This window comes from Flexivirga oryzae (assembly GCF_014190805.1).
Taxonomy (GTDB): Bacteria; Actinomycetota; Actinomycetes; order Actinomycetales; family Dermatophilaceae; genus Flexivirga; species Flexivirga oryzae.
Genome location: NZ_JACHVQ010000005.1, coordinates 211,341 through 225,963, shown reverse-complemented (window position 1 = coordinate 225,963; position 14,623 = coordinate 211,341). Strand labels below are relative to the sequence as shown.

Here is a 14,623-nt window from a genome sequence, read left to right as displayed (position 1 = left end):
CACGCGTTCTTGACGGCCGCGGCCCCTCCACCCGTGCGGACCCACACGGGGAATCCCGTTTCCGGGGCGTTGACTTGTGATGGCGGTCACGCCGCGGCCCGGCATACATGAAAGACTCTCGTCATGGCGGCACTGATCTGGTTCGCGGGCGGGGTGCTGCTGGCCGCCGCGGAGGCGCTCAGCGGTGACTTCGTGCTGCTGATGATCGGCGGCGGAGCGATCGCCGCCGGCATCGCGATGTTCATCGGAGCACCGCTGTGGCTGGCGACGATCGTGTTCGCGATCGTCTCGGTGGGTCTCGTCTTCGGACTGCGGCCGGTGCTCAAACGACACCTGCTGAGCAGCCCGACGGTCCCCACCGGCATCGAGGCGCTACGCGGCCGGGAGGCGACCGTCCTCCGCGCGTTCGGCAACGACGGCGGCCAGGTGCGGCTCGCCGGACAGATCTGGTCGGCCCGCCCGGCGGACGAGAACGACACGTTCCGCACCGGCGAGAGCGTGATCGTCCAAGACATCGACGGCGCAACGGCCGTCGTGAGAAGGGGAGATGACTGATGGTAGTCCTGATAGTCGTCGCGGTGATCGTGATCCTGGTGATCGCGGTCGTCGCGAAATCCGTGGCACTGATCCCGCAGGCCGAGGCCGCGGTGATCGAGCGACTCGGTCGCTACACCAAGACCGTGTCGGGGCAGCTGACGCTGCTGATGCCGTTTATCGACCGGGTCCGGGCCCGGGTCGACCTGCGTGAGCGCGTCGTCTCCTTCCCGCCGCAACCGGTGATCACCGAGGACAACCTGACGGTCAACATCGACACCGTCGTCTACTTCCAGGTGACCGATCCGCGGTCGGCGGTCTACGAGATCAACGACTACATCGTCGGTGTCGAGCAGTTGGCCACCACCACGCTGCGCAACGTCGTCGGTGGTATGACGCTGGAGGAGACGCTCACCTCGCGCGAGACCATCAACGCCCAGTTGCGAGGGGTGCTGGACGAGGCGACCGGCCACTGGGGGCTGCGCGTCGCCCGCGTCGAGCTGAAGTCGATCTTCCCGCCGCCGTCGATCCAGGAGTCGATGGAGAAGCAGATGAAGGCCGACCGCGAGAAGCGGGCGACCATCCTCGCCGCGGAAGGTCACCGGGAAGCCGCGATCAAGTCGGCCGAGGGTGACAAGCAGAGCCGGATCCTCGCCGCGGAGGGCGCCAAGCAGGCGGCGATCCTCGAGGCCGAGGCCGACCGCAAGTCCCAGGTGCTGCGCGCCGAGGGCGAGCGCGCCGCCAAGTACCTGCACGCGCAGGGCGAGGCCAAGGCGATCGAGAAGACGTTCAACGCGATCCGGTCCAGCAAACCCACCCCCGAACTGTTGGCCTACAAGTACCTCCAGATGCTGCCGGAGATGGCCAAGGGCGAGGCGAGCAAGGTCTGGGTCGTGCCGAGCGACTTCGGCTCCGCGCTGCAGGGCTTCGCCAAGTCGTTCGGCGCCCAGGGTGACGACGGCACCTTCCGCTACGAGATGCCGCCGGCGGAGGAGCGTGCTCCCGTCGATGACGAGGACGTGGCCGACTGGTTCACCCTGGAGCGCGACCCGGCCGTCGCTGAGGCCGTCGCTGCTGCCGAGGCCGTCGCCCGGCAGACCACGGACCTGGACGACGTCCGGCCGCCGCGACCGGCCCGGTCGCAGCGGCCGTCGACCGCGCTGCCCCCGTCGACATCCGCACCGGAGCCCGACGAGGACGATGCGGAGCCCGCACCCGACATCGAGGCCACCCAGGCGCAGCCGCAGATCGCCGGCCCGCCGCCGCAGTACCCGCCGCAGGGTGTGCAGCTGCCGGGTCACCAGCAGCCCGCGCCGCCGCAGGGTGCTCCGCACCAGGGTTCGCCCCAGCAGCAACCGCCATACCAGCCGGGACAACCCGGCCAGGGGCAGCCGCCACAGCAGTAGTCAGCGCGAGAGGCCCAGCAATGATCGAGAGGCCCAGTTAGATCCGGCTCGTACCGTCGGATCTACTGGGCCGCTCGGCGTTTTTGTGTCCTCTCGGCGAGGCGAGGCGGTGCCCCGACCGGGCGGAGCCGGTGCTGGTCGGATCGCCAGGGTCGGCGAGGCTCAGATCGGGTCGCCGCTGACGTGCTTGAGCACCAGCAGCGTCCAGCACCACCACACCTGCCAGCCGAGACCCAGACCCACCCAGATCACCGTGCGCCAGCCGACGAGCAGCCGCTGCGACCGCTGCGTCGAGCCGGCGCCGATGAAGGCGATCAGGATCGGGAACATGAACAGCAGGTAGCGGTAGGTGCTGGTCCACACGTCCAGCACCGCGAGCAGGTAGAACCCGTAGGCGAGCAGCCAGGTGCGCATGATCGGGCCCATCGCGTCCGACCAGGGACCGATGGTGATCACCATGAAGCCGACGAGCAGGACCACCAGGACCGTGACGGCCAGGAGGCCGTTGCCGAACAGCTGGTCGAAATTGGCCACCCACGGCTCGAAGTAGACGACCTTGCCACCGCCGCGCCAGGCACCCATCGTCTCGGTGTATGCCGCAGGCACGCCGGTCCGCCACCACGCGATGAGCGGCCAGATACCGCTCGCGATGCCGCACCCGACGAGGGTGGAGCCCATGGCGACCCATTCCCGGCGTTCGATCGGGTCGTCCGCGCGGGCGCGCCAGCGCAGCCACAGCGCGACGACGGCGACGACCGCGAGCGGAACCGCCACCGGGCGGGCGAGGCCGGTCGCGAGCGCCAGGCTGGCGGCCAGCCACCACTGCCGGCGTTGCAGCGCGAGCAGCGCGCCGATCAGCAGCACCAGCGCCAACGACTCGGTGTAGGTCATCTGCAGCACCGGTGACGGCGGCGACGCGGCGAACACGCAGACCACACAGAACGCCGCGAACGCGCCGACCTTCTCCCGGATCAGCACCGCCATCAGGCACACGGCGACCGCGCCGAGCGCGAGCGACAGCAGCGAGCCGACGACGGCGAACGACCCACCGGTGAGGTGCATCAGCACCCAGACCAGGAAGGGGTACATCGGATAGAACGCCCACTGGTTCTGGTCGACCGTGCCGTCGCTGCCCGGCAGCTGCGCCGGGTAGCCCTCCTCCACGATCGTCTGGTACCACCGGCCGTCCCACACATGGGTCATCTGCCAGTAGTCCTGGTGCCCGGTCGAGTAGAAGATGTAGCTGGGGTCCTGCCGCCACGCCACGGCCTGCATCACGACGGCGGAGAAGACCCGCAGCACCAGGTAGGCGGCGACCACGCACAGCAGCAGGTGCCCTTGCACCAACGCACTCCCCCGGGCCCGCCAGTCCTGCAGCCGGGTGGGTGGTATGACGTCAGGCTGCTCGCCGTCGGCCCGGTCGCTCGCGGTCGTCGTCGCCGCGGCCATCACGCGCCGCCCCGGAAGCAGCCCACCACGTGGTCGTCGACGAGGCCGCACGCCTGCATCGCGGCATACATGGTGGTGGGACCGACGTGTGCGAAGCCGGCCTTCTTCAACGCCTTTGCCAGGCTGACGGATTCGGTGGTCTGGGCCGGGGTCTCGGAAAAGTCGCGGGGCCGACGGTGCGAGGCGGGCCGGTGCGACCAGATCAGCTCGTCGAGGCCGCCGCCGTCCCGCAACCGCAGCACCGCCTGCGCGTTGGTGATCGCCGCGTCGATCTTGCGCCGGTTACGCACGATGCCGGCGTCCTGCATGAGACGCTGCACGTCGCGGGCGCCATACGACGCCACGACCTCGGGGTCGAAATCGGCGAAGGCCGCGCGGAAGGCGGGCCGTTTGCGCAGGATGGTGATCCAGGACAGGCCGGACTGGAAAGCCTCCAGGGTGATGCGCTCGTAAAGCGCCCGCTCGCCGTGGACCGGCACACCCCACTCGGTGTCGTGGTAGATCCGGTAGTCGTCGCTGCCGTCACCCCAGGCACAGCGCGCCAGACCGTCCGGTCCGACGGCCACCGAGGCAGCCTCAGCCATGCCCGGCCTCCGCCACCATGCCGCCGACCACCCGCCGGTAGAGCGGTGCCGCGATCAGCTTCGAGACCGGCGAGAGCAGCCGATGCGCCAGCCGCGGCGCCGGTCCGACGTCGGTGGTCCAGCGCAGCAGTGAGCCGGAGCCGACGGGTTCGACCTCGATCACGGTGCGGCCACCGAACACCCGGCCGACCTTGCGGACCTCACAGCGACCGCTCGCCCCCGGCGGCTCCCAGCGGGTCACCCGCATCTCGTCGTGCAAGCGCAACGGCCCGATCCGGGTGATCGCCGAAACACGTTGCCCCACAGCTGAATCAGGCGTCAGGGCACGCACCGAGGTGCCCGGGAAGAAGCGGCCGTGACCGTCCCAGTCGGTCGCCACCTGCCAGAGTTCGGCGACCGACGCCGAACTCGCGCGCTCCACCACCAGATCCCCCATGTCGCGCCTTAGGCTCGCGGCGGGTGCGTGCCGCCGACGTTCTCTCCGCGCAACATCGCGATCTCGTCGTCGCGCGCCTCCAGCTCCGCGCGCAGTCGATCGAGCACCTCGTCGACCTGCCCCATCCGGTAACCGCGCAGGGTCTGGTCGAAGCGGATGTCGTCGATGTCCTCCGGAGTGACGATGCCCCGCGGCAACGACTCGAAGGGCGAGGTGTGGGTCGGGTCCTCCAGGTGGGTGCCGAAATGGCCGAGGACGGCGAAGACCACCAGGCCGATGACGACCACGAGCAGCGCAATGAGGAAGACGAGCACGCAGTCAGACTAACCCGCACCGTCCCCACCCACCGACCGTCGGCACTTCGGGACGCCACACCGGCCACACCCCGTCCCCACCCACCGACCGTCGGCACTTCGGGACGCCACACCGGCCACACCCCGTCCCCGCCCACCGACCGTCGGCACTTCGGGACGCCACACCGGCCGCGCACCATCCCCACCCACCGACCGTCGGCACTTCGGGACGCCACACCGGCCGCACCCCGTCCCCACCCACCGACCGTCGGCACTTCGGGACGCCACACCGGCCACACCCCGTCCCCACCCACCGACCGTCGGCACTTCGGGACGCCACACCGGCCGCGCACCATCCCCACCCACCGACCGTCGGCACTACGGGACGCCACACCGGCCGCGCACCATCCCCACCCACCGACCGTCGGCACTTCGGGACGCCACACCGGCCGCGCACCATCCCCACCCACCGACCGTCGGCACTTCGGGACGCCACACCGACCACACCCCGAATCACTCCGGCCGGCTGGCTCCGAGGTTGTCGCCGTCGGAGGCGATGATGGCCACCGCTTCGGCCGGCTCGTCGACGACCCGCAACCGGTGCAGGTCCTTCTCGGCGATCATGCCCTCGGTATACAGCGTGTCGTGGATGAAGCCGAGCAACGGCGCCCAGAACTTCGTGCCGAGCAGCACGATCGGGAAGCTGGTGATCTTCTGCGTCTGCGCCAGCGTCACCGCCTCGAACAGCTCGTCGAGCGTGCCGAAGCCGCCGGGCAGCACGACATACCCCTGGGCGTACTTCACGAACATCGTCTTGCGGGCGAAGAAGTACCGGAAGTTGACGCCGAGATCGACGTACGGGTTCAGCCCGGACTCGAACGGCAGCTCGATGCCCAGCCCGACGCTGGTGCCGCCCGCTTCGTAGGCACCCTTGTTGGCCGCTTCCATGGCGCCCGGCCCGCCCCCGGTGATCACCGCGTAGCCCGCATCCGTGAGCAGGCGGCCGAGTTCGACGCCCTTGGCGTAGAAGTCGCTGCCGGGCTTCAGCCGGGCCGAACCGAAGACGCTCACCGCCGGGCCCAGCTCGGCGAGGGTGCCGAACCCCTCGACGAACTCCGCCTGGATCCGCATCACCCGCCACGGGTCGGTGTGCACCCACCCCGAGTCCTGGGACTGGTCGAGCAGGCGCTGGTCGGTGGTCGTCGACGGGACGTGGCCGCGGCGCAGGGTGGTCGCGCCCTTCTGATATGCCTCGGGTTCCTTGGTCACGGGGCCCAATCTCTCATGTGCCCCTCGCGGGGCCTGCGGGTATGCCGGTCGCGGCGTATGCCACGCGCCGGGCATACCGAGGAGCGTCCCGGTCCGGCGCTACGCGGTCAGCCAGCGGCGCAGCGCGTCGTAGGAGTCGGTGATCTGCTGCACCGGGCACCGCTCGTCGTCGGTGTGCGCCAGGTTGGGGTCGCCCGGCCCGAAGTTGACCGCCGGGACCCCCAGGGCGGAGAACCGCGCCACGTCGGTCCAGCCCTCCTTGGCGGTCACCGGCAGACCCAGCGCGGTCACGAACGACTGTGCGGCGGCGGTGTCCAGGCCGGGCCGGGCGCCGTCCGCGCAGTCGCCGAGGCTCACGTCATACCCGCTGAACAGCGAGCAGACATGGGCGTACGCCTCCTGGCCGGTCTTGTTCGGGGCGAAACGGTAGTTGACGGTCACCACGCAGCGGTCCGGGATGACGTTGCCCGCGATGCCGCCGCTGATACCGACCGCGTTGAGCGCCTCGTGGTAGTCCAGCCCGTCCACCGTCACCGTCTCCGGCTGGTATGCCGCGAGCTTGTCGAGCACCGGCCCCGCGTCGTGGATGGCGTTGTGACCGTTCCAGGGGCGCGCCGAGTGGGCGCTGATCCCCTTGGTGGCGATGTCCACCCGCAACGTGCCCTTGCAGCCGCCCTCGATGCCGCCGTTCGTCGGCTCCAGCAGCACCGCGAAGTCGGCGGCCAGCCACTCCGGATGCTGCGCGACGATACGCCGCAGCCCGTTGAACTCCTCGTCGATCTCCTCGCAGTCGTAGAAGACGAACGTGATGTCCCGGGTCGGCTCGGCGACGGTCGCGGCGAGCGCCAGCTGCACCGCGACGCCGCCCTTCATGTCGGTCGTGCCGCGCCCGACGAGCAGGTCGTCGATGCGCCGGGTCGGCAGGTTCGGCGGGTCGGTGAGCGGCACCGTGTCGAGGTGACCGGCGAGCACGACGCGCTCGGCCCGTCCGAGGTCGGTCCGCGCGACGATCGTGTTGCCGTCGCGGTCGACCCGCAGCTGCGGCAGGGCCCGCAACGCGGCCTCGACGGCGTCGGCCAGCTCCTGCTCGCCGTGGCTGACCGACTCGATGTCGCACAGGTCAGCGGTGAGGTCGACGACGTCGCGAGTCAGGTCCAGTTGCGCCATACCGGCATCCTCCCGCATCGACCGGCGCGGGATGCGACGCGTCTCACTGGACACGTCCGCGGCGCGCACCCCTCCGTCACATAATCTTGGGGCCATGACTGACTCCCCCCGTTCCGCCTGGGGTTACGGCCTTGCCACCGAGACCGACGAGGGCGTTCTGCTCGACACCTGGTTCCCCGAGCCGCAATTGGGTGAGGCGCCGGCTGCGGACCCGTATGCCGAGCCGGCCTCCCTCGCAGCACTCGCCCGTGTCTACCCGGCCCGCGAGGTGCGCACCCGCGTCGTGCAGGTCGCGATCGACCTGGACGCGCCACCTGCCGACGTGCCCGACGCCTACCTCCGGCTGCACCTGCTGAGCCACCGGCTGGTCCGGCCCAACACGGTCAACCTGGACGGCCTGTTCGGCGTGCTGCAGAACATCGTGTGGACCAACCTCGGCCCGTGCGCCGTCGACGGCTTCGAGCGGGTGCGGCTGCGGTTGCGGCAGGACGGCCCGGTGCAGGTCTTCGGCATCGACAAGTTCCCGCGGATGACCGACTACGTCGTGCCGTCCGGGGTGCGCATCGCCGACGCCGACCGGGTGCGCCTCGGCGCGCACCTCGCCGCGGGCACGACGGTCATGCACGAGGGTTTCTGCAACTTCAACGCCGGCACCCTCGGCACCTCCATGGTGGAGGGCCGCATCGTGCAGGGCGTCGTCGTCGGCGACGGCTCCGACATCGGCGGCGGCGCCTCGATCATGGGCACCCTGTCCGGCGGCGGCACCGAGCGGGTCTCGATCGGCCAGCGCTGCCTGATCGGTGCGGAGGCCGGCGTCGGCATCGCCCTCGGGGACGACTGCGTGGTCGAGGCGGGTCTCTACGTGACCGCGGGCACCAAGGTCACCCTGCCCGATGGAACGGTCGTGAAGGCCCGGGAGTTGTCCGGGCAGGACGGCCTGTTGTTCATCCGCAACTCCACCACCGGTGTCGTGGAGTGCCGCCCCCGCAAGGGCCACGGCATCACGCTCAACGACGCCCTGCACGCCAACTGACCACCCCGACCACGAGAAGCTGCGAACCCGACCCCGATGCCCTTCCGCCGCAACCGCGACAACAGCCGCAGTGACCGCGAGATCCATCGGTTGTACGGCGGGACGGCCGACTTCGGCGACGACGACGCCCGGCCGGCGCGCTACGTCCACCACGGCGAGCGGCTCGCGCACGACCCCGAGGAGTTCGACCAAGGCCCGGCGGACGGCCTGGACCACGTGCCGGAGGACGACCCGGAGTGGTTCGGCGACGACTTCTTCGACGAGGACCACCGGCCGCGCGGCCCGATCCGTCGCACGCTCGGCTGTCTGCTGCCGATCGCGATCGTCGCAGCCGTCGCCGGCGGCGGTTACCTCGCCTACCAGCAGCTGCTGGACAACTGGGGCTCCCCGTCGTGCCAGTTCGTCGCGAACGGCTACAACTACAAGTGGGACCCCGGCCAGGCCCGGTCCGCGTCGACCATCGTGGCGGTCGGCGTCTACAAGAAGGGTGTGCCGACGCGGGCGGCGGTGGTGGCGACCACCACCGCCATACAGGAGTCGAAACTGCGCAACCTGGCGTATGGCGACCTCGACTCGCTCGGTCTGTTCCAGCAGCGCGCCAGCCAGGGCTGGGGCACCACCGACCAGATCCAGGACCCGATCTATTCCAGCGGCTCGTTCTACAACGCGCTGCTGAAGGTGCCCGGCTGGGAGTCGATGCCGATCGGCGAGGCGGCGCAGGAGGTGCAGCGCAGCGGCTTCCCGGACGCGTATGCCGACCACGAGACCCAGGGCGAGGTCATCACCTCGGTGATGACCGGCACCGCGCACGAAGGCATCGGCTGCCGCCTGGACCCCGCGAAGGCGAACGGTTCACCGGCGCAGATCGTCGGTCAGCTGGCCGACGAGAGCGGTCTCCCCGCACAGGCGGGCACCGGCGACGTCACCTATCGGGCGAAGTCGGTCAACGGCGCGTACGCGATCGCGTCCTGGGCCATCGCACATGCCGAGGACGACAACATCACCGCCGTCACGGTCGGCAACCGGTCCTGGGAGCGGCACCGCGGCCGGGACGGCTGGGCGTGGCACCCGGCGAAGCAGCCCACCGGGAGCTCGACGCTGGTGCGGATCGACGTGGAGACCGGCAAGTAGCGCCCTCGCGACATACGAAAGCGCCGGCCCGATCACTCGGGCCGGCGCTTCCGCGGTGACTGCGGTCAGGCCGCGATCAACGGTTGTCCGTGGGGACGTAGTCGCGCTCGGTCGCACCGACGTAGATCTGCCGCGGGCGGCCGATCTTGGTCGCCGGGTCCTCGATCATCTCGCGCCACTGGGCGATCCAGCCCGGCAACCGGCCGATGGCGAAGAGCACCGTGAACATGTCGGTCGGGAAGCCCATCGCCTTGTAGATCAGGCCGGTGTAGAAGTCGACGTTCGGGTAGAGCTTGCGCTCGACGAAGTAGTCGTCGGTCAGCGCGACCTGCTCCAGACGCATCGCGATGTCCAGCAGCGGGTCGTTGACACCCATCGCCTTCAGCACGGCGTCGGCGGACTTCTTGACGATGGCGGCGCGCGGGTCGTAGTTCTTGTAGACCCGGTGGCCGAAGCCCATCAGCTTGACGCCGTCCTCCTTGTTCTTCACCTTCTTCACGAAGGTGTCGACGTCGTCGCCGCTGGTGTGGATCTGCGCCAGCATCTCCAGCACCGCCGAGTTGGCGCCACCGTGCAGCGGGCCGGACAGGGCGTGGATACCGGCCGAGATGGAGCCGAACAGGTTGGCCTGCCCCGAGCCGACGAGGCGCACGGTCGAGGTCGAACAGTTCTGCTCGTGGTCGGCGTGCAGGATGAACAGCTGGTCCAGCGCGCGGGCGACCACCGGGTCGACCTCGTAGTCCTCGGCCGGGAAGCCGAAGGTCATCCGCAGGAAGTTCTCCACCAGCCCCAGCTTGTTGTCCGGGTAGAGGGTCGGCTGGCCCTGGCTCTTCTTGTGTGCGTATGCCGCGATGGTCGGCAGCTTGGCCAGCAGCCGGATGGTGGACAGCTCCACCTGGTCGCGGTCGCTGATGGACAGCGAGTCCTGGTAGAAGGTGCCGAGCGCGGACACCGCAGCGGACAGCACCGACATCGGGTGCGCGTCCCGCGGGAACGCCGCCAGCAGGTCCTTCAGGTCCTCGTGCAGCATGGTGTGCCGGCGCAGGCGCTCGGTGAAGGTCTCCAGCTCGGTCTTGCTCGGCAGCTCACCGTAGATCAGCAGGTAGGAGACCTCGATGAACGTCGAGTTCTCCGCCAATTGGTCGATCGGGTACCCGCGGTAGCGCAGGATGCCGGCACCGCCGTCGATGTAGGTGATTGCCGACTTGCATGAGGCAGTGTTGACGAAGCCGACGTCGAGGGTGACGTTGCCGGTCTCGCTGAGCAGCTTCGAGATGTCGTAGCCGTCGTTGCCCTCGGTCGCGGGGATGACCCCGAACTCGAGGGTCTTGTCCCCTGCCTGGAACGTGGCAGGTGCCTGGTCAGTCATGTGCTTTCCGTCCTCTTGCGTGAACCGGCGACAGTGCCGGGGAAGTCAGCGAAATCGACCGTACCTCAGCAAGTTCTCCGGCCCACGAGGGACCCCGCGTCAAGAATTCAATCTCTTCGCGGCTGCGGAAATTCGTTCGTCGGTCGCCGTGAGTGCGATCCGGACGTGCTGGGCACCGGCCGCACCGTAGAAATCACCGGGTGCTGCAAGTATGCCGAGTGCGGCCAGGTCGTCGACCGACTCCCGGCACGGTTTCCCCTGGGTTACCCAGAAGTAGAGTCCGGCGTCGGAGTGGTCGATCTGCCAACCTGCAGCCACGAGAGCGGTTTTCAACTCTTCGCGGCGCACGGCATACACCTTCTTCTGGGCGGCGACGTGCGCGTCGTCCTGCACGGCCGCCTTCAGCACCCGCTGGGTCGGCCAGGGCACGATCATCCCGGCGTGCTTGCGCACCTGGACCAGGCGCTGCACGAGGGCGGTGTCGCCGGCGACGAACGCGGCGCGGTAACCGGCCAGGTTGCTCTGTTTGGACAGCGAGTAGACCGCCAGCAGCCCTTCGTGATCTCCGCCACACACCCGGTCGTCCAGGATGCTCGGGGTGCTCAACCCGTCCGGCTCCTCGCGCCAGTCCAGCTCCGCGTAGCACTCGTCGCTGGCCACGATGACGCCACGCTGGCGCGCCCACGCCACCACCTTGGCCAGATGGTCGACCGGCAGCACCTGCCCGTGCGGGTTCGCCGGGCTGTTGATCCACAGCAGCTTCGGGGCGACGGGGCCGTACTGCAGCAGGCTCGCGGCCGGCTTCGGCGTCGCGCCCGCGAGGCGCGCGCCCACGTCATACGTCGGGTAGGCCAGCTCGGGGAAGCCAACCGTGTCACCGGGACCGAGACCGAGCAGGGTCGGCAGCCAGGCCACCAACTCCTTGCTGCCGACGACCGGCATCACCCCGTCCGGGTCGACGCCGGCGGCGTTGCGCCGCCGCTGGAACCAGGCCGCGATCGCCTCACGCAGGTCGGGCGTGCCCCACACCTGCGGGTAACCGGGCGCGTTGGCCGCGCCGACGAGCGCGTCCTGCAGCACCTGCGGGGTGGGATCGACGGGGGTGCCGACCGACAGGTCGACGATGCCGTCGGGGTGGGCGGCCGCCTGCGCCTTGGCGCCGGCGAGGGTGTCCCAGGGGAAGTCCGGGAGGTCAGCGACGGGCATGGTTGACGGGACCCGTGCGGGTCACTCCGCTTCCGTGTTCTGCGGGGGCAGTGCGGCGATCAGCGGGTGGTCGAAGTCGAGCACGCCGAGCTTCGCGGCGCCACCGGGGCTGCCGATCTCGTCGAAGAACTCCACGTTGGCCTTGTAGTAGTCGGCCCACTGCTCCGGGGTGTCGTCCTCGTAGTAGATGGCCTCGACCGGGCAGACCGGCTCGCACGCTCCGCAGTCGACACACTCGTCGGGCTGGATGTAGAGGCTGCGCTTGCCTTCGTAGATGCAGTCGACGGGGCACTCCTCGACGCATGCGCGGTCCTTCACATCGACGCACGGCTGTGCAATGACGTAGGTCATCTCGAAATGTTCCTCCACTGGTGCCCGGCCGCGACTGCGCGGCCGGCGGGTCTGTATCCGCATCTAGTATGCCGTCGTGCCCTGGAAGCCAGTCAGTGAGTCCCGCCTCACCTCGATCGCGACCGTCGGCACGCGGGTCGTCCTGCGCGTGCGACTGCCCGACCCCGAGCTCGAGCCGGGTGGCCCACATCACACGGATGTGATCGGCGACGTGGTGTCGATCGACGACACGACGGTCGTCGTGCGCGGCCGCCGCGGCGAGGTCACGGTGCCCCGGGCACGCATCGTGCTGGCCAAGAGCGTGCCGCCTCCGCCCGTCCGCAGACCCCGCCGCCCGCCGGCCGACCCACCTTTCGGCCGGTGACGGCGCCCGACGCCTCCTCGATCGGGGCAGGTGCGCTGCAGGTACTGATGACGGCGGGCATGCCGCCGCTCGAATCGCTCCGGCTCGGCGACTGGCTGCTGCGATCCGCCAACGGCTACACCGGTCGCGCGAATTCTGCTCTGCCGGTTGGCGATCCGGGCATGCACCGGTCGGACGCGATCGACCGGCTGAGTGCTTGGTACGGCGAGCGTCGCCAACCCGCACTCATCCAGCTGCCACATCCGACCGACGGCGACCCGCAGGACACGGAGCTGGGGGCCGTTCTGGCACAACATGATTGGCGCTTCTTCACCCGCACTCTCGTGATGACGAAGCCGTCCCTCGTCCCAGCGGCGGCCCATCCGCCGGTGACCGCTCCCCCGCCGGGTGACGATCCGCGTCCGGGCGCCGTGCGGCTCACCGTCACCGGGGCGCCGACCGACGGCTGGTGGGTGTCGGCGTCGCCGCGCGCCCTGGAGCACCGGGAGACCCTGGTGCAGGTGCTCGCGCGCGTGCCGGAGGCGGCATACCTGACGGCATACCTGAACGATCGGCCGGCCGGACACGCCCGGCTGGCCTTCCACGACGGCTGGAGCGGCATCTTCGACGTGCACACCGACCCTGTTGCGCGTCGGTCCGGCATCGCGACCGCGCTGATGACCGAAGCAGCACGTGTCGCGGGAGAGCGGCGAATACCGTTGCAATACCTGCAAGTTGCGGCGGACAATGCCGCCGCGGTCGGTCTCTACGGGTCACTGGGGTGGGTGGTGCACCACGCCTACCATTACGCGACCCCTGAAGTCTGACGGTCGGATCCGCGCTCCCGAGGTCACCCTGACGGCCGGATTCACCGTTGACGGTCGAATTCGGCCGTCAACGGTGAATCCGAGCGTCAGACTCACCACTCGGCGGGCGTGCGCCGCAGCCACTCCGTCTTGTCACCGGGAGACACACCCACTGCGACCAGCGCCCGCACGAGGCCGGATCCGTGCAGAGCATCGGTCCAGACCCAGCGGGCGACGGCAGTTCCCGCCCGGCGCGCCCTGTCCTCGCGAAGCTTCTCCCGTATGACGATCTCCTCGCTCGCAGTGTCGCCGGCGTCTCCGGTTGCGCGGTACTTGCGCAGTCCGTCGAATTCGCCGATCCTGCCGGGCCACCCGAAATCGGCGCGTCCGAACCAGCCCTGTGCGTCTTCCAGCGGCACTTGCAGGTCGGGCTGCGGGAACCCTGATTCGTACATCCGCGCGCGGCTCAGCGATTCTCCCGGCGACTCCGCGCGAGGATCGGCCAGCAGCCACACGGCATGAGCGCCGCGCCTGCCCGGTCCGCGCCCCGGAATCGCGAGCAGCTCCTCGTCCAGGTCGGCGTAGGTGCACAGGCTGTTGCGCAGCGTCCAGTCGGCGGCGCTGAGCGCGCACGCCAACGTCGTGGACCGGGCCAGGTCGATCACCGTTCTGGCCGGCGAGGTCACCGGAAACTCTCCGAGGAGCGACGGCTCGGGAAGTCCGGACACCCGGTGCCGGCGAACCAACGTGCTGGAGCCCGCGGCGCTTGCGTCGAGCATCACGTCCACGCGGTCGGGCCAGGAGCCGATGATCGGCATACCCCACAGTGCAGCGGCCGCGAAGTGCGACAGCATCGGCAGGGGATCACGCATGCGTCGCACCGTGGCAACGACCAGTGCCCGATGGCGGTCGAGCGGCGTCAGTGTGTGCCAGCGTCCTTTGTCGAGGTATTCGCCGCGGCGGATGCGCATCCACTGGCCGGTGCCGCGGGCGACGGCTGCCCAGGGGACGATGCCGGCCTGCCGCAGTCGGCCGAGACTCTGGACCTCGTGCGTGCGGAGCGGTTGGGGTCCCATCGGTGCATGGTCGCAGTTCGCGCGGTACGTCCAGCGGTTGTCCACAGGTGCGCCACGAGTCTGACGGCCCGATTCACCGTTGACGGCCGAATTCGACCGTCAGCCGTGAAGCCGACCGTCAGGGTCGGGCCCGGTATGGCGAGGCGGCGCGCCCCGCGGCAGCCCATCGG

At 69.8% G+C, this 14,623-nt stretch carries 16 protein-coding genes; 6 read left to right on the top strand and 10 right to left on the bottom strand.

Annotation, left to right across the window (positions count from 1 at the left end):
- Nucleotides 1–123 precede the first annotated feature (123 nt).
- Nucleotides 124–555 (top strand): NfeD family protein, encoded by a 432-nt coding sequence (locus FHU39_RS22080; RefSeq protein WP_183322887.1) that lies wholly within the window; start codon nt 124–126, stop codon nt 553–555.
- Nucleotides 555–1,940, top strand: coding sequence for an SPFH domain-containing protein (locus FHU39_RS22075; RefSeq protein WP_183322886.1), 1,386 nt, complete (start codon nt 555–557; stop codon nt 1,938–1,940). The genes FHU39_RS22080 and FHU39_RS22075 overlap by 1 nt, the downstream gene beginning before the upstream one ends.
- 162 nt (nt 1,941–2,102) lie before the next feature.
- Here FHU39_RS22075 and FHU39_RS22070 read toward each other — a convergent pair whose 3' ends face one another.
- From FHU39_RS22070 to dapE, 6 genes are all read right to left on the bottom strand, one after another.
- On the bottom strand, nt 2,103–3,389 hold the full coding sequence (locus FHU39_RS22070; RefSeq protein ID WP_246336827.1) for a hypothetical protein: 1,287 nt from the start codon (nt 3,387–3,389) through the stop codon (nt 2,103–2,105).
- Nucleotides 3,389–3,973: a DNA-3-methyladenine glycosylase I gene (locus FHU39_RS22065; protein ID WP_183322885.1), complete on the bottom strand. Its 585-nt coding sequence runs from the start codon at nt 3,971–3,973 to the stop codon at nt 3,389–3,391. The genes FHU39_RS22070 and FHU39_RS22065 overlap by 1 nt, the downstream gene beginning before the upstream one ends.
- Entirely contained in the window at nt 3,966–4,409 is a 444-nt protein-coding gene (locus tag FHU39_RS22060; protein ID WP_183322884.1) for an SRPBCC family protein, read from the bottom strand. The genes FHU39_RS22065 and FHU39_RS22060 overlap by 8 nt, the downstream gene beginning before the upstream one ends.
- An 8-nt stretch (nt 4,410–4,417) precedes the next feature.
- Nucleotides 4,418–4,723, bottom strand: a complete 306-nt coding sequence (locus FHU39_RS22055) for a DivIVA domain-containing protein (protein ID WP_183322883.1) — start codon at nt 4,721–4,723, stop codon at nt 4,418–4,420.
- A 492-nt stretch (nt 4,724–5,215) separates the two neighbouring features.
- Nucleotides 5,216–5,971: an LOG family protein gene (locus FHU39_RS22050; RefSeq protein WP_343066066.1), complete on the bottom strand. Its 756-nt coding sequence runs from the start codon at nt 5,969–5,971 to the stop codon at nt 5,216–5,218.
- A 99-nt stretch (nt 5,972–6,070) separates the two neighbouring features.
- The gene (dapE, locus tag FHU39_RS22045; RefSeq protein WP_425484823.1) at nt 6,071–7,156 is read right to left on the bottom strand and encodes a succinyl-diaminopimelate desuccinylase; all 1,086 of its coding nucleotides are present in this window, start codon (nt 7,154–7,156) and stop codon (nt 6,071–6,073) included.
- A gap of 76 nt (nt 7,157–7,232) precedes the next feature.
- Between dapE and dapD the strand changes: the two genes are divergently transcribed.
- Both dapD and FHU39_RS22035 read left to right on the top strand, forming a co-directional pair.
- A complete protein-coding gene (gene dapD / locus FHU39_RS22040) occupies nt 7,233–8,171 on the top strand; it encodes a 2,3,4,5-tetrahydropyridine-2,6-dicarboxylate N-succinyltransferase (protein WP_183322881.1) in 939 nt (312 codons plus the stop codon).
- A 36-nt stretch (nt 8,172–8,207) separates the two neighbouring features.
- Nucleotides 8,208–9,302: a hypothetical protein gene (locus FHU39_RS22035; RefSeq protein WP_183322880.1), complete on the top strand. Its 1,095-nt coding sequence runs from the start codon at nt 8,208–8,210 to the stop codon at nt 9,300–9,302.
- Nucleotides 9,303–9,378: 76 nt separating this feature from the next.
- Here FHU39_RS22035 and FHU39_RS22030 read toward each other — a convergent pair whose 3' ends face one another.
- The 3 genes from FHU39_RS22030 to fdxA form a co-directional block, all read right to left on the bottom strand.
- Nucleotides 9,379–10,671, bottom strand: a complete 1,293-nt coding sequence (locus tag FHU39_RS22030) for a citrate synthase (protein ID WP_183322879.1) — start codon at nt 10,669–10,671, stop codon at nt 9,379–9,381.
- Nucleotides 10,672–10,770: 99 nt separating this feature from the next.
- Nucleotides 10,771–11,877: a succinyldiaminopimelate transaminase gene (gene dapC, locus FHU39_RS22025; RefSeq protein ID WP_183322878.1), complete on the bottom strand. Its 1,107-nt coding sequence runs from the start codon at nt 11,875–11,877 to the stop codon at nt 10,771–10,773.
- A 21-nt stretch (nt 11,878–11,898) separates the two neighbouring features.
- Nucleotides 11,899–12,228: a ferredoxin gene (gene fdxA, locus FHU39_RS22020; protein ID WP_183322877.1), complete on the bottom strand. Its 330-nt coding sequence runs from the start codon at nt 12,226–12,228 to the stop codon at nt 11,899–11,901.
- Between the two features lie 76 nt (nt 12,229–12,304).
- Between fdxA and FHU39_RS22015 the strand changes: the two genes are divergently transcribed.
- Together FHU39_RS22015 and FHU39_RS25145 are read left to right on the top strand one after the other, a co-directional pair.
- A complete protein-coding gene (locus FHU39_RS22015; protein WP_246336826.1) occupies nt 12,305–12,592 on the top strand; it encodes a putative acetyltransferase in 288 nt (95 codons plus the stop codon).
- Nucleotides 12,589–13,398 (top strand): GNAT family N-acetyltransferase, encoded by an 810-nt coding sequence (locus tag FHU39_RS25145; RefSeq protein ID WP_183322876.1) that lies wholly within the window; start codon nt 12,589–12,591, stop codon nt 13,396–13,398. Before FHU39_RS22015 ends, FHU39_RS25145 begins: the two co-directional genes overlap by 4 nt.
- Nucleotides 13,399–13,490: 92 nt before the next feature.
- On the opposite strand, the gene FHU39_RS22005 is transcribed toward FHU39_RS25145, so the two are convergent.
- Nucleotides 13,491–14,453 carry a hypothetical protein gene (locus FHU39_RS22005; RefSeq protein ID WP_183322875.1) on the bottom strand — a complete coding sequence of 321 codons (963 nt, stop codon included), beginning with the start codon at nt 14,451–14,453 and terminating at the stop codon, nt 13,491–13,493.
- Nucleotides 14,454–14,623 lie beyond the last annotated feature (170 nt).